This is a genomic window from Nocardia huaxiensis, assembly GCF_013744875.1.
Classification (GTDB): Bacteria; Actinomycetota; Actinomycetes; order Mycobacteriales; family Mycobacteriaceae; genus Nocardia; species Nocardia huaxiensis.
Genome location: NZ_CP059399.1, coordinates 7,829,783 through 7,850,533, shown reverse-complemented (window position 1 = coordinate 7,850,533; position 20,751 = coordinate 7,829,783). Strand labels below are relative to the sequence as shown.

The window sequence follows — 20,751 nt, the reverse complement described above, 5'->3', positions numbered from 1 at the left end:
TTACTTCACGGTGATCCGCAAGCGGACCGCTCCGTCGTCGCCGATTCCATTGAGGGCCTGGGAGATCAGCGCACTGAGGTCGATGCGCGGCGCGGACGCCGTCGCGGATTCCACGAGCGGCTGGAGCACGGGCGCGAGCTCCTGCAATCCGGGACCGGCGGTGTCGATCCAGGCGGTGAGCTTGGCCAGGAACGGGATCAGGCCATTGCCCTCCATGTACATGGCGGGCGTATCACCGGTGGCGACCAAGCGGCCGATGGCCTGCGCGATCTCGTCCACGCGCTGTCCGAACTCGATGAAGGCGGGAGCCCCCGCGGCCATGGCCGGGCCGGACCAATTCATGTCCGGGACAATGGATTGCAGGTCGGTGAGCATCGCGCCGATCTTCGGATCCCGGCTTGCCAGGGTGGCCGCCAGCAGATCGGTGGAACGCGCCAGGCCCGGAATCACCGCGTCGGTGCCGTGCAGCGCGGTGCCGAAGGTGTCGACGAATCCGCTGATGGCCTCCGGATCCAGTTGTGTCAGCACCTGATTCACCAAGCGCGAGACCTCCGAGATGGACATGGGCGGTGTGACGGCGGCGGTGTCGATGCGCTGGCCGTCACGCAGATACGGGCCGCCGTCGGTGTTCGGCGTGAATTCCACATACGGTTCCCCGAGCGCGGACAGGTTCTCGATGGTGACGAGACTGTCTGCGGGAACCTCGAATTCGCTGTCGAAGCGCAGCGCCACCTCCACGCCGCCGGCGGTATTGCGGACCGAGGTGATCTCGCCGACCTCGACGCCGGTGAGCAGCACCCGCGATCCCGCGCCCAGGCCGGCCGAATCGGTGAGCAGCATGGTCGCATTCGTGTACTCGGTGAACCCGTCCGTGCGGACCACGCCGACGGTCAGGTAGGCCGAGCCCAGAATCGAGATGGCGGCAATGGAGCCGAGGGACAGCAGTGAACCGAGTTTCATCGGACCGCTCCGATCATGCGCAGGGTCGCGACGATGCTGTCCACCTGATCGTCGGTGGAGACCACGTCGGTGTCGTTGCCGGACAGCGTGACTCGGGTGAGATTCACCTTCGGCCCGCGCTCGACGAACGGGATGATCTTGTCGCGGATCAGTTCCACCAGCGCCTTCAGATTCGACGGTGCGTTCAGGTCCAGCGGGCGGGCCGTGAAGGCCAGCGGCACGAACGCCTTGGCCGCCGCATCACCCGAATTCGCCAGCGGCGCAAGCCAGACCAGCGAATGCGCCACCCCGCCGAGCCCACCCAGCACGCCGACCACATCGACGATCGAGGCCACCGCCGCCGAGGTGTGCGCGACCGCGTCGGCGGTGAGCATGTCGCTCAGATTCGGCTGCTCGTGCAGGGCGCTGGAGGTCGCCACCAGGCTGTTCAGGAATACGTCGACCTGCTGCATGTGCTGCGCCAGATCCACCGCATTCGCACCCAGCACCGCCGAAATGCGCGCCGTCTCAGCGGGATCGGCGGGCAGCACGGCATTCAGCTGATTGATGATGTCCTGGAACTGCCCGATCGCCCCACCCTGCACGAAGGTGGCCATGCCCGCCATGGCGTCCTCGATCTGCAGGGGAGCCTTGGTCTGCTGCAGCGGAATGGTGGAATCAGCGGTCAGCGTGCTGCCGAACCCGCCCGGCGGGGTCATGAGCGCGATGTGGATATCGCCGAGCACGGTGTCCTGGCGCAGTTCCGCCACCGTGGACACCGGCAGCCGCACGCCCTGCTGGATATCGGCGTCGACGCTCACATAGCCGCCGGAGCCGCCCGTCCGCTTGGCATCGACCACGGAAACCTTTGCCACACTGCCCACTTCGGCGCCATTGGCGACCACGCGGGCCTTGGCGGGCAGGTTCAGCGCATTGGCGAACTCGATGTGGATGCGATAGGTCGGGCCGTCCACCCCGGCGCCGGGGACCGGCACAGTGGCCGGGTCGAACGCGCAGCCCGCGGTCAGCAGCAAGGCCGTGAGCGCCACCCCGGCCGCCGCGCGCGTACGCCGAGACAGACGGCACCACAACGGGTTTCGGGCAGACGGGATCTGTGGAGTCCGCACAGTATTCTGTGTCATTGCGCCCCCGCGATTCCCAGCACCAGCTGAACGAGTTGGAGATCGGCCATGCCGTCGCCGGCGCCCGCGCACCGGCCGGGGGCGACGGCGTTCACGGCCGCGCACAACTGCGTGGCCTGCTCCGCGGGCACGGCCACCCGCGGCGGCGCGTACGTCACCCCGGCCACCCCGGTGGCCGGATTCACCACGGTGGTGAACGCCGAGGCCAGCAGCGGCATCCTGGCGATAATGTCCTGCAGCGAACCCACATTCGCCTGAATGAACCGCACCAGCGGCACGGTGGCGTCCAGCACCGCGAAGATCGGATCACCGAACAGCGTGGTGATGTCATTGAGCATCGGCAGCACCCGCTGGAAGCCGTCGATGATCTCGACCGTCTGGCTGAACAGCTCGTTGTTCACCTGATCCAGCGCCGGCGCGAACCGCACCAGCATGGACTTGATGTCACCCCAGTGCTCGGACACGCTCACCGACAGCGACGACAGCGCGTCCACCACGCCCGCCAGATGCCCGATGGCGGCATCCGGCGAGTTCAGCGCGCTGCCGAGCTTGTTGATAATGGCATTGATCTGTGGCCCGGTGCCGTCGGTCGCGGAGTTCAGCGCGGTGAGCGCGCGGCCGAGCGAATCCGTGCGCGCCTGGTCGGGGCCGAGAACCTCCCGGCTGAGCTTGGCCAGCGCGGTGAGGGTCTGGCTCAGGCTCTTCGGGGTCAGCGTCTTCGTAATGCATTGCGACCGATCCCAGGTGGCCGTCGTCTTGCCGCCGGTGAGCACCGCGAGCTCCCGATCGGCCACCACCGAATCGGAGACCGTGGTGGCCGAGGCGTCGGCGAGCACCGGATGCGCGGCCTCCACCTCGAACTCCACCCGCACCGTCTTGCCCTGCGGCCGAACCGAAGTCACGTGCCCGACGGTGATGCCGCGCATGGTCACGTCATTGCCGGTGTACAGGCCGATGCTGTCGGGCATGAGGGCGCAATAGGTTTCGGTCCGGCGCAGCGGATCGGCCGCGACCACATAGGCTGCCACGGCCAGCACGCCGACCAGCACCGCCCCCGCGATCGAGACGAACCCGCGCGATCCGAGCAGGCGTCGCAACATCAGCACGCCTTTCCGGGCAGGGGCACGCACAGCGTCAGCGCGGCGGGTTGCAAACCCGGTGCGGCGGTGACGGTTTCCCCCGACTGATCGATCGTGACCCCGCCGTCGGGCAGCGCCGCGTCTGTCAGCTGCCGGGTGAGCCCCTGTACGGAATCGATGACGGGACCGAGCTTCTCGCCGAGGTTCTCCAGCTCCGGCGCGGCCGCGGCCAACTGCTCGGCGAGCGGCTTCAAGGTGCTCTCCCACGAGGGTTGCAGGGCTGCCAGCCGTGACACCACCAGCCGCAGCACCCGTACCGCCTCCCGCACCTCGGTGCGCTTGCCGGACAGCACGGTTTCGAGCAGGTTGATGCGGTCGATCAGGCGGCGCAGTTCGCCCTTGGCCGCCTCCACGCCATTGAGGTACTCATCGGCGATGGCGATGGCGGCCGAGACGTCGGAGCGCTGCTTGTTCATGACGTCGATGAAATGCTCTACGCCATCCAGGATTTCGCGCATGCCGTCCGGGCTGGACTCGATCGAGGTCGCCAGGCTGTCGAGACTGCCGCGCAGGGTGTCGCCGTCCACGGCCGCAAGCGGGGCGGCGGCGTCCTGGAACGCCTGCACGAGGCTGTAGGGCAGGCGGACCCGATCGGCGGGAATCACGCTGTGGCCCAAGGGAGTCGTGCCCGCGGGCTGGATGGCGACATAGTGCCCGCCCACCACGGTGAGCATGCGCACGTCCAAAGTTGTTTCGCTGCCCAGGAATACGTCCGAGTCGACGGTGAACTTCATGACCACGCGATCGGACTTCAGCTCCAGCGATTGCACCGCGCCGACCGAGATCCCCGCGATGCGCACGTCGTCGCCGGTCTTCACCGACTGCGCCTCGGCCAATTCCGCTGTGTAGGTGGTCTTTCCGAACGGCACCGCGTACAGCACCGCCGCGGCGGCCAGCGCCGCCACCACGACCGCCGCGCCGATCACGCCGATCCGCAGTTCCCGGCGCCGCCGGGTCTTCTCGTCCGCCATGTACGAGCGCCCGCGGGGTGCGCCCGGCCGCGCCTGTGCGGCTATCCGTTGCATATCGAGACCTTCTGTCCGGCGATGAGCACGCCCAGGGGACCCGGCACCTCGGCGGCTCCCTTGCTGCACACCGCGATCGGCGAAGCGCCGGTCGCGGGCAGGGCGGCGGCGAGGGCGGACAGCAGGCCGGGCAGCCGGCTCAGCGCGTCCACCGCGTCCTGCGGGTTCGGGAACACCGCGCGAATGAGCGCGTCGGCGTCCGGGTTGTCCGGGGTGGTGAGGCCCAGGGTGGCGAGCAGGCTGTCGACCGGCTCCAGCACCGGGGGCGCGGTGAGGGCGAAGTCGATCAGGCCGTTCACCTTGATCTGCAGCGCCGCGAACACGTCCGCGATCTTGGTGAGCAGGGTGACCAGCTGCGGCGACTTGCCGCCGATGCGATCGGCGATCTCCGACATATTGCGCACCAGCGTGGTGATGACCTGCTGCCGGTCGGTGACATAGGTGCTCAGCTCACCGATCGAGTCCAGCGCCGGGCCGATGCCGGTGCCATTGCCCTCGATCACCGCGATCATGTTCTGCGAGAAGCGGTTCAGGGCTTCCGGGGACAGCGTCGCCAGCACCGGCTTCAATCCGTTGTAGAGCGTGGTCACATCGAACGACGGAATCGTGTGGGCGAGACCGATGGTCGACTCCGCCGCCACCCGCGCGGTCGGGTTCGGCTGCTGCTGGACGTCCACATACCGCTGGCCGGTCAGGTTCTGGTAGCGGATGGCCAGGGTGCTGTTCTCGTACACCGGCGAATCCGTGCGCACGGTGAACCGCACCTTCGCGACCGTGCCGTCCAGCTCGATCTCCTCGACCTTGCCCACCTGAACGCCGTACATGCGCACGTCGTCCCCGGTCTTGAGACCGTTGGCATCGGTGAACAGCGCGTAATGCGCCTCGGTGGCACCCGCCACCGGCCGCTTGATGGCCATCACCACCAGCAGCAGCACCCCCACCATGGCGGCCGCGAACAGGCCCAGCCGCCAGGCCGCCTTGCTCACCGAGGTCATCGCGCACCTCCCGCCGCACCCAGCAAGGGCACCGCGACGGCCGGCACGCCCCGCAGATCGATATCCAGATTCAGCACCGGGCCTGCGGGAGTGTCCGGCATGGCGGTGCGGACGCGGTCGAGCAGCGCGCGCAGTTCGGCGCTGGATTGCTGTGGGGCGGGAACCATTTGGGCCAGCACACGCAGCAGGGGCGCGAGCATGTCGGTGTAGCCGGAGAAGTTGTCGCCCGCATGGAAGAGCGTGGCCGACAGGGTCGGGAACAATTTGTCGACGATCACCGCCACGGTGGCGTCGAACTGCTCGCGATCGGTGCGCAGCACCTCGATGCCGCTGACCTGATCGATCACCCGCAGCGTCGAGTCGACGAACTGCGCGCCGCCCTCGAGCGCGGACCCGTACTGCCCCAGCAGTTCCGACGGCGCGACCTGCTGCCGCTCGGCGACCGTGCGCGCCAGCATGACCACCGTTTGCAGGAAAGGGGTGAAGGCGTGGAAGTCGGCCGCCAGCTGGCCCAGCACCGTCGAAAGCTGCGGGGTGAGAACATCATTGCTCACCCCGGCCAGCGAACGCAGCAGCCCCGACAGCGTGGCGTCGTACACGCCGTTCGCTCGAAGCCCGGTCAGGTCGACCTCGCTGCCCGCGCGCAGCGGTGACCCGCCCGCCCCGCGGCGCAGCACGATCTCGCTGATGCCGAACAGATTCGCCGGGGCGTAGTCGATGCGCAGGCTGTCGTCCAACCCGGCCAGCTGATCCTGATCCAGGCGCAGCTCGATCAGCTGTGTGCCATTGTCCGCGGGCGTGATCGCGGTGACCTCGCCGACCTGAACTCCATTGAGCCGCACCTGCGTTCCCGTCAGCACGCCGTCACCGATGCGCTCGGTGTGCAGGGTGATGGGCAATCCGGTCTCGGTGCGGGTCTGCGCGCGCACCGTCCACCCCAGCAGCACCAGGACGGTCAGCGCCAGCGCCGCCGCTCCCACGGTGATGGATCGCTTCGGGCCGGTGGGCACCCCCGGCATCACATACTTCGACATCCGCCTACCCCGTGAAACTGATCGCCGAGTTGAATCCCCAGGCCGCGATGCTGATCACCATATCCAGCACGATCACCGCCACGAAACTCGCGCGCACCGCGCGACCCGAGGCGATGCCGACGCCCTCCGGTCCGCCCGCGGCGAAAAACCCGTAGTAGCAATGGATCAGGATCACCGCGGCGGAGAAGATGGTCACCTTGATCACCGCGGCGATCACGTCGAAGCCGGAGACGAACTGGAAGAAATAGTGGTCGTAGACCCCGCCGGACTGGCCGTGCACCAGGGTGATCACACCCCGGCAGGCCGCGTAGGACAGGATCAGCGCGATCAGGAAGGTCGGCACGATGGCCACCACGCCCGCCAGCACGCGAGTGGTGACCACGAACGGAACCGACCGCAGCCCAAGGGATTCGAGAGCGTCGATCTCCTCGGAGATGCGCATGGACCCGATCTCGGCGGTCATGCGGCAACCCGCCTGCGCGGCGAAGCCTACGGCGGCCGCGATGGGTGCGAGCTCACGCGTCGTGGCATACGCGGACACGATGCCGGTGACCGGTCCCATGCCCAGCATGTCCAGTGTCGCAAAGGATTCCACCGCGACCGACGCGCCCATGGCCAGGCCGAGCACGATCATCATGGGCACGGTGCCGCCGCCCACGATGACCGAGCCGCGGCCCCACGTCATATTCGTGATGGCGCGCATGGTTTCGGCGCGATACCTGGTGAGCGTCAGCGGAATCGAGCTCAGGGCCTGCCACAGGAACCGCAGCACGAACCCGAACGACTCGACCGGGCGCAGCGGCCCGCCCTCGGTCCGCAGCTTCACCAGCAGACGGCCGAAATGCTTGGGGGAGTAAGGAGTCGCGGTCATCAGGCCAGCCTCGTCGGCAGGAACATGGCCACGATCTGCGTGATCACCAGATTCACCAGCACGATCGACACCACCGACAGCACCACCGCCGCGTTCACGCCGTCGGCCACCCCGCGCGGCCCGCCGCGCGCCTCCAGCCCGCGCTGACAGGCGATCACCACCACCAGCAGTCCGAAGACCACCGCCTTGCCCAGCGACACCCACACGTCGGCCACGGTCACGAAGGATCCGAAGGTGGACCAGTAGCTGCCCGGGGTCACATGCTGTCCGGTGATCGAGGAGATGTAGCCCGCCAGCACACCCACGAAGATGATGAGCAGATTCAGCAGCGGGGCGACCGCGATCATCGCCACCACTCGCGGAATCACCAGACGGTGAACGGGATTGATGCCCATGGTGTGCAGCGCGTCGATTTCCTCGCGAATGGTGCGCGCCCCGAGATCGGCCGCGATGGCCGAGGCCCCCGCGCCGCCCAGCAGGAAGCCGGTGGCCATGGGCGCACCCTGCTTGATCACGCCCAGCCCGCCCGCCGCGCCCAGCAGCGAATCCGCGCCGAGCGTGTGGATGAGATTGCCGACCTGCACCGACACGATCACACCGAACGGGATGGCCATCAGAATTGCGGGCACCGCGGTGACCGTGATCAGCCGCCACGCCTGCAAAAGGGTTTCGCGCCACTGGAATTCGCGGCGCACGAGATCGGTGACCGCGCCCGTCCCCGCTTCCACCCCCAGATCGACGGCCCGTCCGAAGGTCCGCAGCGCCGACAGCGCCGTATCGGCAACGTTGTCGCGAACGATGCGCAAGTGGCTCGGTTCGCTTCGGAGAGTGGTGGGGGCCGCCAATTCCCGCACACTGCCGTCGATGTCGGCCAACCCTGCTGTCCCTCCATTGCCGCCCCTGTGACCCCCGCCATACGAAGAGGACCGCTGTCCGAATCTAGGGGTGGCGCGACGCCTGTGTCACTGCACGCAGAGGAGAAGAACAGCGCCCGCTTTGGTTGCGGGAGACATTCTTTTAACAAAGCTAAAGATATGGGGTGACCACTGCGCGCCCCGCCGCGGACGCGATGAGGTGGGATGTCTCATAGTCGACACCAAACGCTGGGCACACAGAACTGTGGTTGGCCACAATCGGCGAATGCTCGATCCCGTAACTTCGCTGGGTCCGGATTCGACGGTGCTCGCCCGCTTCGTGGACCGGCTGCCGGACCTCGCCGACGAGGTGATGGCGGCGGCGATCCGCGCGGTTCCCGGCGGCGAGGAGCTGCCCGAGGATCACTTCGCCGACGTCGTGCCCGCCCTGCTGGGCGGCGCCCTGGCCATTCTCGGAGCTATCACCGAGCGACGCGCGTTCTCCACTGACGAGGTCGCGGAGTTCATCACCCCGGTGGTGGAATCGCATGCCGAAGACCGCATTCCGATGACTGCGCTCATTGCCGCGCTGTTCAGCTCCGTGCGCTATCTCTGGGCTCAGGTCACCGCGACGGCGGAGCCCCACGAACTGCCGCAGATCGTGGAATTCGGCGACCGGCTGCTGGAGGTGCTGGGACACATCACGATCACCACCTCCGAGGTGCACTCCGACGTCGAGCAGTCCATCTACACCATCGAACGGGAGGCGAGGCGCGCACTGTGCACCGCGCTGCTGCGCGGAGCGCCCGCCGAGGAGCTGGCCGCCCGCGCGGATATCGCGCTCGAGGAGCGGTACGACGTGCTGGCCTTCCAGTTGCGGACCGAATCCCTGGACGGGCCGGCCGGCACCATCGTCGCCCGCCGCCGTATCCGGCAGTTCCAGCACGCCGTGGACATGATCGCCGGGACGACCACCCTCAACACCTTCGACGGCTCGACCGGAACAGCGTTGCTGCCCAACCGTTCCCACCCAGAGGACCCGGGCCGCGACAGCGCCCTCGAACGTCTGGTGTCCGCCCTCTCCGAACTGTTCGGCGTGGACGTCTGCGTCGCCGAATGCCACGGCATCGACCGGCAGCGGCTCCCGCAGATCGCGCAGGAGACCACCGACCTGGCCGAACTGGCCCGCCTGCTCGGTCGCCCCTCCGGCGTCTACCGCCTCGACGACCTACTCCTGGAATACCAGCTCACCCGCCCCGGCTCCGCCCGCGACCGCCTCTCCGAGCGCATCACCCCGCTGCTGCAGTTCCCCTATCTGATCGAAACCCTGGACGCGCACATCCGCCACGGCTCCGACCGCAGATCCGCCGCCGTCGCAATTCACGTGCACCCCAACACCTTCAGCTACCGCCTGCGCCGCATCGCCGAACTCACCGGCCTCGACCCGAGCGACCCCAATGAATCCCGCCTGCTCGCCGCGGCCCTGACCGTCCACCGCCTCTACCCCGCGCCCGAGGCCCCGGAATCCGGTGACGCCGTGTGAGACCGATCCGACCGGCCCGCGGTCTCCCCCCGGGCAGTCGAGCTCGGAGAGGCATCTCACCGCCATCCCCACGCGCATAGGCAAGACAGCTTTACGCCCGGTCATCCGAACGCCATCCAGACGTCACCGTGTCGGCAAACTCGCTGGCGCACACTACTTTCCGTACCCGGCGCCAATCGTGACGCCGCCCCCCACAGGGCCGCCCCGACCAGGTATGGGCAGACCCCTCCGTCCTCGAGTCTGTCGTGTCCGGGCGACCCCTCGGCGCCGGGTACCCGCATCCTCGCGCGCCCCGGAGGTCCAGATGTTCGAATCCTGCTGCTCCCCGCACGAATCCGCGCATCTGCTCCGGGCCCGCTACGGTCTGCCGATCGAAATGTTCGCCGACCGTCCACTCGTGACCGTCGGCCCCGCCATCGCCGCCCTCGACCTCAGCCCGACGGCTCGCCGAACGGGCTAGGGTCGGTCCCATGGCCAAGAGCGGAGCAGGCGTGGTGTGGGGCGCGGCCGCGATCGTCGTGTGTTCGGTGCTGACGGCATGCGGCGGCAGCGACCAGCACGCCGGTCACACCACCGTGACGCCGAACCCATCCCGGGCGCTGACATCCACCGCACCCCAGCCGAGTTCGACGATCGACCGCACCACCACCCCGGCCGCGACCGCCCCGGTGGGCGAGGTCCCCGGCAACCCCGCCGCTGCGGCAGCCCTGCGCCCCTGGGTGGCCGACCTCCTCGCCGGCGACCTCGACACCCTGGTGCGCAAATGCTGGACCATCGAGCCCGGCAACGCCCGCGCCATGTACGCCGACGAGGACGCCATCCTGGCGGCCGTCGCCGAACCCGGCATCGACGGCCAATTCGCGGTCCTCTGGAAAGGCCCGGCCGTGACGGTGAGCGTGAAACGCACCGAAATCGCCTCCGGCTACGCCTGTCCCCGCGTGGCCCCCACCGGCTCGGCCATGAACTACAACGAAGCCGACGCCGCCTACGCCGTCCACCGCTACCTGTCCCGCTTCATCGGCAAGCCGGTGAACCCCGCCGACACCGAAGGCGCCTACCCGCTCGTCTGCCCTGGTTCCGTGCTGGCGAACAACCCGGGAAGACTCACCGGCACAACCGCATTCGCCGCCCCGACCGCTACCCGAACCGATCTCGGCACCGCCGAGGTAACCGTCCCGGTGACCAATTCCTCGAACGTCACCCAGCCCGTGACCTTCCTCTTGGCGGTCGCCTCGGAGGGCTACTGCCTCACCGATATCCGGGTGTAGCACGGGGGATGGAGCGGTCACGCCGAACTCTGATCGCCGGGCGATTGCTGGTGATCTGAAACGGGTGGGGCCGGTGGGGGATTCGCCGAGGTGGCGGGGGAGGGATCGGGGGTGATCCCGGTTGTGCGCGAGGGGGGACTTGAACCCCCACGTCCGTGGACACCAGAACCTAAATCTGGCGCGTCTGCCAATTTCGCCACTCGCGCTGATGGTACGACCGTCCAAACTTTACCGGGTGAAATGACGATCGCGAAGCACCGGGCGGGTGTGGCGTACTGGTCGGTAACCCTACCTGGGATTATAACGATTTGATAAAGCGAGATGTGAGGGGGCCTCATATTTCCTACACCGGTGTAACCGGGCTCACCAGTGGGTTCGAACATGAGAGAGGCTCATGTTTCTGAAGGTTCTGGTACTAGCGTGCAGAAATACTCGGCGGTAGCGCACGGGATGGTTACCAAACATGAGGAGATCCTCATGATTTTCCGCAATACTCGGCCTTCACCAGGGCCAGTTGGCCGGAGGAACACCTGCGCACCGTGAGCGCGGCCCAGTCCTGTGGGGGCGGGTCGCCAGGAGAAGGAAGTCGAACGTCTTGACGATCAACGAGAGCACCGGGACCGGAGCGAAGGGCAAGCTGGCGGGGAAGAAGCAAGACGGAGGGGTCCGGGCATCGCTGCTGGATCGGTTGCTGGCGGGCGCGCCGTACGCCCTCGCCTTCGGCGGGCAGGGGGCCGCGTGGCTCACCGAGCTCGAGGAGATCGGGCGCGATTCCGCGCTCGAACCGGAGCTGACGGCCATCGTCAACGAGGCCGCCGAGAAGCTGGAACCCGTTGCCGCGCAGCTGCTGGTGGTGCGGCCGGTCGGCTTCGACCCCATCGCCTGGATGCTCGAGGACGAGATCACCGATACCGAGCAGGGGGAGGTGTCGGCCGCGCCGTCTGCGCAGGTGTTGCGTTCGGCCGCGGTCTCCATGCCGGGCGTGTTCCTGACTCAGATCGCCGCGCTGCGGGCGCTGCGGCTACAGGGGCTCGACATCGTCGCGCAGGCGCCGGCCGCCGTCATCGGGCACTCGCAGGGGCGCATCGCCGCCACCGCCGCGCAGGCACACGGACAGCGTGACGCCGAGCTGCTGGCCGTCGCGCAGTTGATCGGCGCGGCCGCCGGACTGGTGGCGCGCCGTCGCGGCCTCATGCCGATCGGTGACCGCGCGCCCATGGTCGCGGTCTCCAATATCGACCCCGAGCAGTTGCGCGCCGTGGTGGAGCAGGTCTCCCAGGGCGTCGAGCCGGAGAAGGCCGCGGTGGTCTCCATCCGCAACGGCCGTCGCCGCGCGGTGCTGTCCGGCCCGGTGAGCCAGCTGGATCGAGTCCGCCAGCGCTGCACCGAGATCCACGAGGAGCAGGCCAAGGACCGCGACGCCAAGAAGCGCGGCGGTTCGGTCTTCGCGCCGGTGTTCGAGGACATTCCGGTCGAGGTCGCCTTCCATCACCCCGCGCTGGGCGAGACGGTCGAGCTGGTGCGCGGCTGGGCGCAGCAGTGCGGGCTGGATGCCGAACTGGCGGCGTCCCTCACGCAGGAGGTGCTGGTCGATCCGATCGACTGGGTCACCATCGTCGACGAGACGGTTGCCGGTGGCGCGCAGTGGATTCTGGACCTCGGCCCCGGCGATCTGCTCACCCGTCTCACCGCGGGCTCGCTGAAGGGCACCGGGGTGGGCGTGCTGGCCGCCTCCACCCGCCCGGGCCAGCGCAGCCTGTTCACCCCGGGCGCGGCGCCCGAAGTCGCCCCCGCCTGGGCCGAATTCGCGCCCAAGCCGGTCCGCCTGCCCAATGGCCGCATCGTGGTCGAGACCGCGTTCACGCGCCTCACCGGCCGGTCCCCGATCCTGCTGGCGGGCATGACCCCCACCACCGTGGACGCGAAAATCGTTGCCGCCGCGGCCAACGCGGGCCACTGGGCCGAGCTGGCCGGTGGCGGCCAGGTCACCGAGCAGATCTTCGCCGACCGCGTGGAGGAGCTGAAGAAGCTGCTGCACCCGGGTCGCGCGGTGCAGTTCAACTCGCTGTTCCTGGACCCGTACCTGTGGAAGCTGCAGCTGGGCGGAAAGCGCCTGGTGCAGAAGGCCCGGACCGCGGGCGCGCCGTTCGACGGCGTCATCGTCACCGCCGGCATTCCGGAGCTCGACGAGGCCGTGGCCCTCATCGAGGAACTGTCCGAGGTCGGCATCACCCATGTGGCGTTCAAGCCGGGCACCGTGGCGCAGATCCGCGCCGTGCTCCGCATCGCCGACGCGGTGCCGGGCTACCCGGTCATCATGCACATCGAGGGCGGCAAGGCCGGCGGTCACCACTCCTGGGAAGACCTCGACGACCTGCTGCTCGACACCTATGCCGAACTGCGCAACCGCGACAATGTGATCGTCTGCGTCGGCGGCGGCATCGGCACGCCCGAGCGCGCCACCGAATACCTCACCGGCGCTTGGGCGCAGCAGCACGGCTACCCGGCCATGCCGCTGGACGGCGTGCTCGTCGGCACGGCCGCCATGGCCACCCTGGAGGCCACCACCGCCCCCGAGGTGAAGCAGCTGCTCGTCGACACCCCCGGCACCCCGGACTGGGTCGGCGCGGGCACCGCCTCCGGCGGAATGGCTTCCGGCCGTTCGCAGCTGGGCGCCGACATCCACGAGATCGACAATGCCGCCTCGCGCACCGGCCGCCTGCTGGACGAGGTCGCCGGTGACGCCGACGCCGTGGCCGAGCGCCGCGCCGAGATCATCAAGGCGCTCAACGGCACCGCCAAGCCCTACTTCGGCGATGTCGCCACCATGACCTACGTCGAGTGGCTGGAACGCTACGTCGAGCTGGCCGTCGGCCTGGACCGCGCCAAGGACTTCGACTGCGGCGGCGACTTCTCCGACGCCATCGCCGACGCCACCCGCTCGGTGTGGCTCGACATCACCTGGCGCGATCGCTTCGCGGAAATGGTGCGCCGCACCGAATCCCGCCTCAACGAGGCCGACCGCGGCGAGATCGCCACCCTCTTCGCCGACGACGCCGCGTTCGAGGAGCCGGTGCGCGCCCTGTGCACGCTGAAGGAGCGCTACCCGGTCGCCGCCACCACCGTGCTGCACCCGGCCGACGTCCCGTTCTTCGTGTCGCTGTGCAAGACCCCCGGCAAGCCGGTCAACTTCGTGCCCGTGGTGGATCAGGACGTGCGCCGCTGGTGGCGTTCGGATTCGCTGTGGCAGGCGCACGATCCGCGCTACTCGGCCGACCAGGTGTGCATCATCCCGGGCACCGTGGCCGTCGCCGGCATCACCCGCGTGGACGAGCCGGTCGGTGAACTCCTCGACCGCTTCGAGCAGGACGCCGCCTACTCGCTGGTGCGTGCGGGCGTCGTCCCGGCCGCCGTGGACGGCCGCCGCCGCGCCGAGGTCGCCGGTGGCGCCCTCGACATCGTGCTCGCCGCACCGGATGTCGAGTGGGCCGGCCGCACCACCGTCAACCCGATCCACCGCCTCGGCAATGTGGACGAGTGGGTCATGAACGGCAAGGGCGCCCAGCACCCGCGCACCGGCGCGACCCTCAGCGCCACCGAGGGCCCCGAAACCGACCACGCCTACGTGGAATTGACGGTCCCGCTGCTCGGCAAAGACGCTGTGCGGATTCGCATCACCGTCCCCGTCTCGGTCTACAACGGCGGCGCGCCCGTCATCACCGAGGCCGACGCCGAGACCGCCATGTCGGCGCTGCTGGCCGTCGCCGCCGGGCAGCAGCTGCCCGAGGTGAAGGTCGTCGACGGCGCGAAGGTCGCGCACTTCAATGTCGCGTGGAGCCCGGACCTCATCGCCGATCACGCCGGCGTCACCGGTTCCGGTCTGCCCGCCACGCTGTCCACCATGGGCCGCACCGTGCCCGACGTGCTCGTGGGTGCTTGCTGGCCCGCCGTTTTCGCGGTCCTGGGCGCGGCCCGCACCGACTCGGGCGCGAGCGTCATCGAGGGCATGCTGGATCTGGTCCACCTCGATCATCGGATCGAGCTGGTCGGCGAACTGCCCGACGGCGCGAGCGTGCTCGCCGTCCGCGCCGAAGCGGGCGAGACCCTCGACACCGATCTGGGCCGCGTCGTCGAGGTCCGCGTCAAGGTCTCCGGCATGCTCGACAAGCCGGAAACCGGCATGTCCATGCCCGTCATCGCCACCCTCACCGAGCGTTTCGCCATTCGCGGCCGCACCGGCGAGCACGAGCTGACCGATCCGCCGCGCGCCGGCGGCACGCTGTCCGAGAATGCCAAGGACACCCCGCGTCGCCGCCGCCGCGATGTCACCCTCACCGCGCCGCGCGCCATGGCCGCCTTCGCGCAGGTGTCGGGCGACCACAATCCCATCCACACCTCCGACAATGCCGCCAAGCTGGCCGGACTCGGCAACCCGATCGTGCACGGCATGTGGCTGTCGGCCGCCGCACAGCACGCCGTGTCCGCCATCGACGCCGACGACAAGGTGCCGCCGCGCACCCTGACCGCGTGGACCACCCGCTTCCTCGGCATGGTCCGCCCCGGCGCGCAGATCGATGTGCGCGTCGAGCGGGTGGCCGTGGATCAGGGCAAGGAGATCGTCGAGGTCTCCTGCCGCATCGACGGCGACCTGGTGATGACCGGCACCGGCCGCGTCGCCCCGCCCAAGACCGTCTACGCCTTCCCGGGACAGGGCATTCAGGCCAAGGGGATGGGCCTGGACGCCCGCACCCGGTCCAAGGCCGCCAAGGAAGCCTGGGACGCCGCCGACAAGCACACCCGCGAAGTCCTCGGCTTCTCGATTCTCGCTGTGGTGCGCGACAACCCGACCTACCTCAAGGCCCGCGGCGTGGAATACCGCCACCCGATGGGCGTGCTGCACCTGACCCAGTTCACCCAGGTCGCCATGGCGACCCTCGGCGTGGCCCAGGTCGCGGAGCTGCGCGAGGCGGGCGCCTTCATCGAAGGAGCCATGCTCGCGGGGCATTCCGTCGGTGAGTACAACGCGCTGTCGGCCGTCGCCGGGGTGCTGCCGCTGCCCGCCGTGCTCGAGGTGGTGTTCCAGCGCGGCTCGGCCATGCACGAGCTGGTGCCCCGGGATGCCCAGGGCCGCAGCAACTATCGGATGGCCGCCATCCGCCCCTCGCAGATCGGCGTGCCCGACTCCGCGGTGGTGGACTTCGTCGCCACCGTCGGCGCCAAGGCCGGCGAGTTCCTCGAGGTCGTGAACCTGAACCTGCGCGGCTCGCAGTACGCCATCGCGGGCACGGTCAAGGGCCTCGAGGTCCTGGAAGCCGAAATCGAGCGCCGCCGCGCCGAAACCGGCGGCAAGCGCGCCTTCGTGCTCATCCCGGGCATCGACGTGCCCTTCCACTCGACGGTGCTGCGCGCCGGCGTGCCGGAATTCCGCAACAAGCTGCTCGAACTCCTGCCCGAGGATCTGGACCCGAGCCTGCTCATCGGCCGCTACATCCCGAACCTGGTGCCCCGGCCGTTCAATCTGGAACGCGAATTCGTCCAGGAGATCGCCGATCTCGTGCCGTCCGAGCCGCTGGCCGAGGTGCTCGCGAACTGGGACGAGCGCGCCGCCGACCAGGTCGAACTGTGCCGCGTGGTGCTGGTCGAGCTGCTGGCCTGGCAGTTCGCCAGCCCGGTGCGCTGGATCGAAACCCAGGACCTGCTGTTCACCGACGTCGAGCACGGCGGCCTGGGCGTGGAGCGGTTCGTCGAAATCGGTTTGGCCGCAACGCCGACCGTCGCCAACCTGGCCTCCAACACGCTGAAGCTGCCGCTGTTCGCCACCACCACGGTGGAGGTCCTGAACATCGAGCGCGAAGCCGGCATCGTCTACTCCACCGACACCGACCCCGCGCCGGTGGAGGAGCCCGAGGAGACCCCGGCCGAGACCGCTTCCGCCGCAACGGCTCCGGCCGCTGCCGCCGCGCCCGCCGCCGCTCCGGCCGCGCCCGCCGGCGGCCCGCGCCCCGACGACATCGCGTTCGTGGCCGCCGACGCCACCCGCGTGCTCATCGCGCTGTGGACCAAGCTGCGCCTGGACCAGATCGGCCCGGTGGACACCATCGAGGGCCTGTGTGACGGCGTCTCCTCGCGCCGCAACCAGCTGCTGGTGGACCTCGGCGCGGAACTCTCGCTGGGCGCCATCGACGGCGCCGCCGACGCCGACATGGGCGCTCTCGCAGGCACTGTCGACCGTCTCGCCCGCACCTACAAGCCGTTCGGCTCGGTGCTCTCCGACGCCATCGGCGACCACCTGCGCAAGGTGTTCGGCCCGTCCGGCAAGCGGCCCGCCGCCATCGCCGAACGCGTCAAGAAGGTCTGGGGCCTGGGCGACGGCTGGGCCAGCCACGTCACCGCCGAGGTCTCGCTCGGCACCCGCGAAGGCGCCTCCGTGCGCGGCGGGGATCTGGGCGGGCTCGTCTCCGGCGGCCTGAACGACGGTGCGGCCGTGGACAATGCCATCGACACCGCCGTGCAGGCGGTCGCCGCGCGCCGGGGCATCGCGGTCTCCATGCCGTCCGCCGGTGGCGGTGGCGGGGCCACCGTCGACGCCGCCGCGCTGGGCGAGTTCACCGAGCAGATCACCGGCCGCGACGGCGTGCTCGCGCAGGCCGCCCGGGTGATCCTGGAATCGCTCGGCCACGTGGACGAGGTCTCCGCGCCGGAGGCCACCGACGACACCCTCATCGATCTGGTCTCCGCCGAATTGGGCACGGACTGGCCGCGACTCGTCGCGCCCGTCTTCGACGCCCGCAAGGCCGTCCTCATCGACGACCGGTGGGCCTCCGCCCGTGAGGATCTCGCGCGGCTGTGGCTGGGCAACGACGGCTCGCTGCCGGTCGAACCGTCCGTCGAGGGCTACCTCGGCGCGGGTGAAGCCGTTGCGCAGCAGGCCAACTGGTGGCGTGAGCGCGCCAAGCACGAGGCCCGCTCGGTGCTGGCCGGATACTACGGCCGCATCGCCGAGGCCGCGCTGTCGAACGAAGAGCCCGGCACCTGGTCCTCGGAGATCGCCGTGATCACCGGCGCCAGCAAGGGTTCCATCGCGGCGGCCGCCGCCGGACGCCTGCTCGCGGGCGGTGCGACCGTGGTCGTCACCACCTCCAAGCTGGACGACACCCGCCTGGGCTTCTACAAGCAGCTGTACCGCGAGAACGCCCGCCACGGCGCGGCCCTGTGGGTGATCCCCGCGAACATGGCCTCCTACACCGATATCGACGCCGTCATCGACTGGGTCGGCAACGAGCAGGTCGACAATGCCGGTGGCGCAAAGGTTCTCGTCAAGGAGGCGATGACCCCGACGCTGCTGCTGCCGTTCGCCGCGCCCCGCGTGGCCGGTGACCTCGCCGACGCCGGCGCCCGCGCCGAAATGGAGATGCGGGTCCTGCTGTGGTCGGTGGAGCGCCTCATCGGCGGCCTGTCCAAGCTGGGCGCCGACCACGATGTCGACGCGAAACTGCATGTGGTGCTGCCGGGTTCGCCCAACCGCGGCATGTTCGGCGGTGACGGCGCCTACGGCGAGTCCAAGGCCGCCCTCGACGCCGTGGTCGCCAAGTGGCGGGCCGAGAAGTCGTGGGCACAACGGGTCACCCTGGTGCACGCGCTCATCGGCTGGGTGCGCGGCACCGGGCTCATGGGCCACAACGATCCGATCGTCGACGCCGTCGAGAAGGCCGGGGTGCAGACCTGGTCCACCCACCAGATGGCCGACGAACTGCTCAAGTGGTGCACCGAGCGCGCCCGCACCGTCACCGCGCAGGGGCCGCAGCAGATCGACCTGACCGGCGGATTGGCCGGAGCCAAGCTGGATCTCGCGGCGCTGGCCAAGGACGCGCATGCCGAAGCCGAAGCGGCCGAGGCCGCCGAGGCGAAGGCCGAGGACGGCAATATGATTGCCGCCCTGCCCGCCCCGCCGACCCTGTCCTCCAAGCTGCCCACCCCCGAATGGGGTTCGGTCACAGCCGATCTCGACGACATGGTCGTCATCGTCGGCGCGGGCGAGCTCGGCCCCTACGGTTCCGCGCGCACCCGCTTCGAGATGGAGGTCGAAGACCAGCTCTCCGCCGCGGGTGTGGTGGAACTGGCCTGGACCACCGGCCTGATCACCTGGGAGAACGACCCCAAGCCCGGCTGGTACGACGCCGAATCCGGTGAGTACGTCGACGAATCCGAGGTCGCGGACCGCTACCACGACACCGTGGTCGAGCGCTGCGGCGTGCGCCGCTACGGCGACGACGGCGCCATGATCGACAACACCGCCCCGCTGCTCACCTCGGTCTTCCTCGACAAGGATCTGACCTTCGTGGTGAACAGCGAGGCCGAGGCCCGCGCCTTCCACGCCGCCAACCCGGAGCAGACCGTCATCACCCCGGTCGACGGCGGCAGCGACTGGCAGGTGACGCGCAAGGCGGGCACCGAGATTCGCATTCCGCGCAAGGCCAAGCTGTCGCGGTTCGTGGGCGGCCAGATCCCCACCGGCTGGGATCCCACCAAGTGGGGCATCTCCGCCGATATGGCCGGCTCCATCGACCGGGTGGCGCTGTGGAACATCGTCTGCACCGTGGACGCGTTCCTGTCCTCCGGCTTCAGCCCCGCCGAACTCATGAGCTGGGTGCACCCGGCCATGGTGGCCAACACCCAGGGCACCGGCATGGGCGGCATGTCGTCCATGCGCTCGCTGTACATCGACAACCTGCTCGGTGAGCCGCGGGCGAACGACATCCTGCAGGAGGCGCTGCCGAATGTCGCTCTGGCGCATGTGGTGCAGAGCTACGTCGGCTCCTACGGCGGCATGATCCACCCGGTGGCGGCCTGCGCCACCGCGGCGGTCTCCGTCGAGGAGGGCGTGGACAAGATCCGGCTCGGCAAGGCCGATCTCGTGGTCGCCGGTGGTTACGACGATCTGGGCATCGAGGGCATCGTCGGCTTCGGCGACATGTCCGCCACCGCCGACTCGGCCACCATGGCCGCCAAGGGCATCAGCGACCGCTACTTCTCCCGCGCCAACGACCGTCGCCGCGGCGGCTTCGTCGAATCGCAGGGCGGCGGAACGGTTCTGCTCGCCCGCGGTTCGGTCGCGCTGGAGATGGGTCTGCCGGTGCTGGGCGTGGTGGCGTACGCGCAGTCCTTCGCCGACGGCGTGCACACCTCCATCCCGGCCCCCGGCCTGGGCGCTCTCGGCGCGGGCCGCGGTGGCCCGGAGTCCCTGCTGGCCAAGGAACTTCGCAAGCTGGGCGTCGCGCCCGACGAGATCGCGGTGGTGTCCAAGCACGACACCTCCACGGCGGCAAACGATCCCAACGAGTCCGAGCTGCACGAGCGGCTCGCCACGGCCATCGGCCGCTCGGCAGGCGCTCCGCTGTTCGTCATCTCGCAGAAGACCCTCACCGGTCACGCCAAGGGCGGTGCGGCGGCCTTCCAGCTCATCGGCCTGTGCCAGGTGCTCGAGTCGGGTGTCATCCCGCCCAACCGCAGCCTCGACTGCGTGGACGAGAAGATGCTCGCCTACCCGCACCTGGTGTGGCTGCGCGAGAAGCTGGAACTGGGAGATCGCTTCCCGCTCAAGGCCGGTCTGGTCACCTCGCTCGGCTTCGGCCACGTGTCGGGCCTGCTCGCCGTCGTGCACCCGCAGGCTTTCGTGGAGGCCATCACGGACGCCGACAAGCGGGAGGCGTACCAGCGCCGCGCCGAAGAGCGTCAGCTCGCCGGTCGGCAGCGCATGACCGAGGCCATGTGCGGCGGCGCCCCGCTCTACGAGCGCCCGGCCGACCGCCGCCTCGGCGGCGACGGCACGCCCGCCAAGAAGGTCCGCCAGCTCGAGGCCGACATGCTGCTCTCGCCGGCCGCGCGGCTGAACGGCGAAGCGTACGTGGCGGTTCCGAAGGGTCCGGCCTGCAGCTGAGCCC

12 protein-coding genes and 1 tRNA gene are annotated in these 20,751 nt (G+C 69.4%); 4 read left to right on the top strand and 9 right to left on the bottom strand.

Annotated elements, in window-relative coordinates:
* The 8 genes from H0264_RS35970 to H0264_RS35935 all read right to left on the bottom strand — a co-directional run bounded on the left by H0264_RS35970 (position 1) and on the right by H0264_RS35935 (position 7,951).
* Positions 1-960 (bottom strand): MlaD family protein, encoded by a 960-nt coding sequence (locus H0264_RS35970; protein WP_181581654.1) that lies wholly within the window; start codon positions 958-960, stop codon positions 1-3.
* Positions 957-1,988 carry an MlaD family protein gene (locus tag H0264_RS35965; protein WP_231084336.1) on the bottom strand — a complete coding sequence of 344 codons (1,032 nt, stop codon included), beginning with the start codon at positions 1,986-1,988 and terminating at the stop codon, positions 957-959. The genes H0264_RS35970 and H0264_RS35965 overlap by 4 nt, the downstream gene beginning before the upstream one ends.
* 89 nt (positions 1,989-2,077) lie before the next feature.
* Positions 2,078-3,181 (bottom strand): MlaD family protein, encoded by a 1,104-nt coding sequence (locus H0264_RS35960; protein ID WP_181581652.1) that lies wholly within the window; start codon positions 3,179-3,181, stop codon positions 2,078-2,080.
* On the bottom strand, positions 3,181-4,245 hold the full coding sequence (locus tag H0264_RS35955; RefSeq protein ID WP_181581651.1) for an MlaD family protein: 1,065 nt from the start codon (positions 4,243-4,245) through the stop codon (positions 3,181-3,183). Before H0264_RS35955 ends, H0264_RS35960 begins: the two co-directional genes overlap by 1 nt.
* Positions 4,233-5,240 (bottom strand): MCE family protein, encoded by a 1,008-nt coding sequence (locus tag H0264_RS35950; RefSeq protein ID WP_181581650.1) that lies wholly within the window; start codon positions 5,238-5,240, stop codon positions 4,233-4,235. The genes H0264_RS35955 and H0264_RS35950 overlap by 13 nt, the downstream gene beginning before the upstream one ends.
* Positions 5,237-6,274, bottom strand: coding sequence for an MlaD family protein (locus tag H0264_RS35945; RefSeq protein WP_181581649.1), 1,038 nt, complete (start codon positions 6,272-6,274; stop codon positions 5,237-5,239). The genes H0264_RS35950 and H0264_RS35945 overlap by 4 nt, the downstream gene beginning before the upstream one ends.
* A gap of 4 nt (positions 6,275-6,278) precedes the next feature.
* Positions 6,279-7,145, bottom strand: a complete 867-nt coding sequence (locus H0264_RS35940; protein WP_181581648.1) for an ABC transporter permease — start codon at positions 7,143-7,145, stop codon at positions 6,279-6,281.
* Complete coding sequence (locus H0264_RS35935; RefSeq protein WP_231087266.1) at positions 7,145-7,951, bottom strand: MlaE family ABC transporter permease; 807 nt, start codon at positions 7,949-7,951, stop codon at positions 7,145-7,147. Before H0264_RS35935 ends, H0264_RS35940 begins: the two co-directional genes overlap by 1 nt.
* 334 nt (positions 7,952-8,285) lie before the next feature.
* On the opposite strand from H0264_RS35935, the gene H0264_RS35930 reads away from it, so the two are divergent.
* The 3 genes from H0264_RS35930 (at position 8,286) to H0264_RS35920 (ending at position 10,810) form a co-directional block, all read left to right on the top strand.
* The gene (locus tag H0264_RS35930; protein WP_181581647.1) at positions 8,286-9,542 is read left to right on the top strand and encodes a PucR family transcriptional regulator; all 1,257 of its coding nucleotides are present in this window, start codon (positions 8,286-8,288) and stop codon (positions 9,540-9,542) included.
* A gap of 304 nt (positions 9,543-9,846) precedes the next feature.
* Complete coding sequence (locus H0264_RS35925) at positions 9,847-10,002, top strand: hypothetical protein (protein ID WP_181581646.1); 156 nt, start codon at positions 9,847-9,849, stop codon at positions 10,000-10,002.
* 10 nt (positions 10,003-10,012) lie between these two features.
* The gene (locus tag H0264_RS35920) at positions 10,013-10,810 is read left to right on the top strand and encodes a hypothetical protein (RefSeq protein ID WP_181581645.1); all 798 of its coding nucleotides are present in this window, start codon (positions 10,013-10,015) and stop codon (positions 10,808-10,810) included.
* Between the two features lie 124 nt (positions 10,811-10,934).
* On the opposite strand, the gene H0264_RS35915 is transcribed toward H0264_RS35920, so the two are convergent.
* Positions 10,935-11,016 (bottom strand) — tRNA-Leu (locus H0264_RS35915).
* Between the two features lie 389 nt (positions 11,017-11,405).
* On the opposite strand from H0264_RS35915, the gene H0264_RS35910 reads away from it, so the two are divergent.
* Positions 11,406-20,747, top strand: coding sequence for a type I polyketide synthase (locus H0264_RS35910; RefSeq protein ID WP_181581644.1), 9,342 nt, complete (start codon positions 11,406-11,408; stop codon positions 20,745-20,747).
* The last annotated feature ends 4 nt before the right edge of the window (positions 20,748-20,751 follow it).

Excerpts from the sequence above, each read along its gene's own strand:
- H0264_RS35950 (WP_181581650.1), bottom strand. The coding sequence starts at position 5,240 with ATGACCTCGGTGAGCAAGGCGGCCTGGCGGCTGGGCCTGTTCGCGGCC.
- H0264_RS35940 (WP_181581648.1), bottom strand. The coding sequence starts at position 7,145 with ATGACCGCGACTCCTTACTCCCCCAAGCATTTCGGCCGTCTGCTGGTG.
- H0264_RS35955 (WP_181581651.1), bottom strand. The coding sequence starts at position 4,245 with ATGCAACGGATAGCCGCACAGGCGCGGCCGGGCGCACCCCGCGGGCGC.
- H0264_RS35920 (WP_181581645.1), top strand. The coding sequence starts at position 10,013 with ATGGCCAAGAGCGGAGCAGGCGTGGTGTGGGGCGCGGCCGCGATCGTC.
- H0264_RS35930 (WP_181581647.1), top strand. The coding sequence starts at position 8,286 with ATGCTCGATCCCGTAACTTCGCTGGGTCCGGATTCGACGGTGCTCGCC.
- H0264_RS35945 (WP_181581649.1), bottom strand. The coding sequence starts at position 6,274 with ATGTCGAAGTATGTGATGCCGGGGGTGCCCACCGGCCCGAAGCGATCC.
- H0264_RS35970 (WP_181581654.1), bottom strand. The coding sequence starts at position 960 with ATGAAACTCGGTTCACTGCTGTCCCTCGGCTCCATTGCCGCCATCTCG.
- H0264_RS35960 (WP_181581652.1), bottom strand. The coding sequence starts at position 3,181 with ATGTTGCGACGCCTGCTCGGATCGCGCGGGTTCGTCTCGATCGCGGGG.
- H0264_RS35925 (WP_181581646.1), top strand. The coding sequence starts at position 9,847 with ATGTTCGAATCCTGCTGCTCCCCGCACGAATCCGCGCATCTGCTCCGG.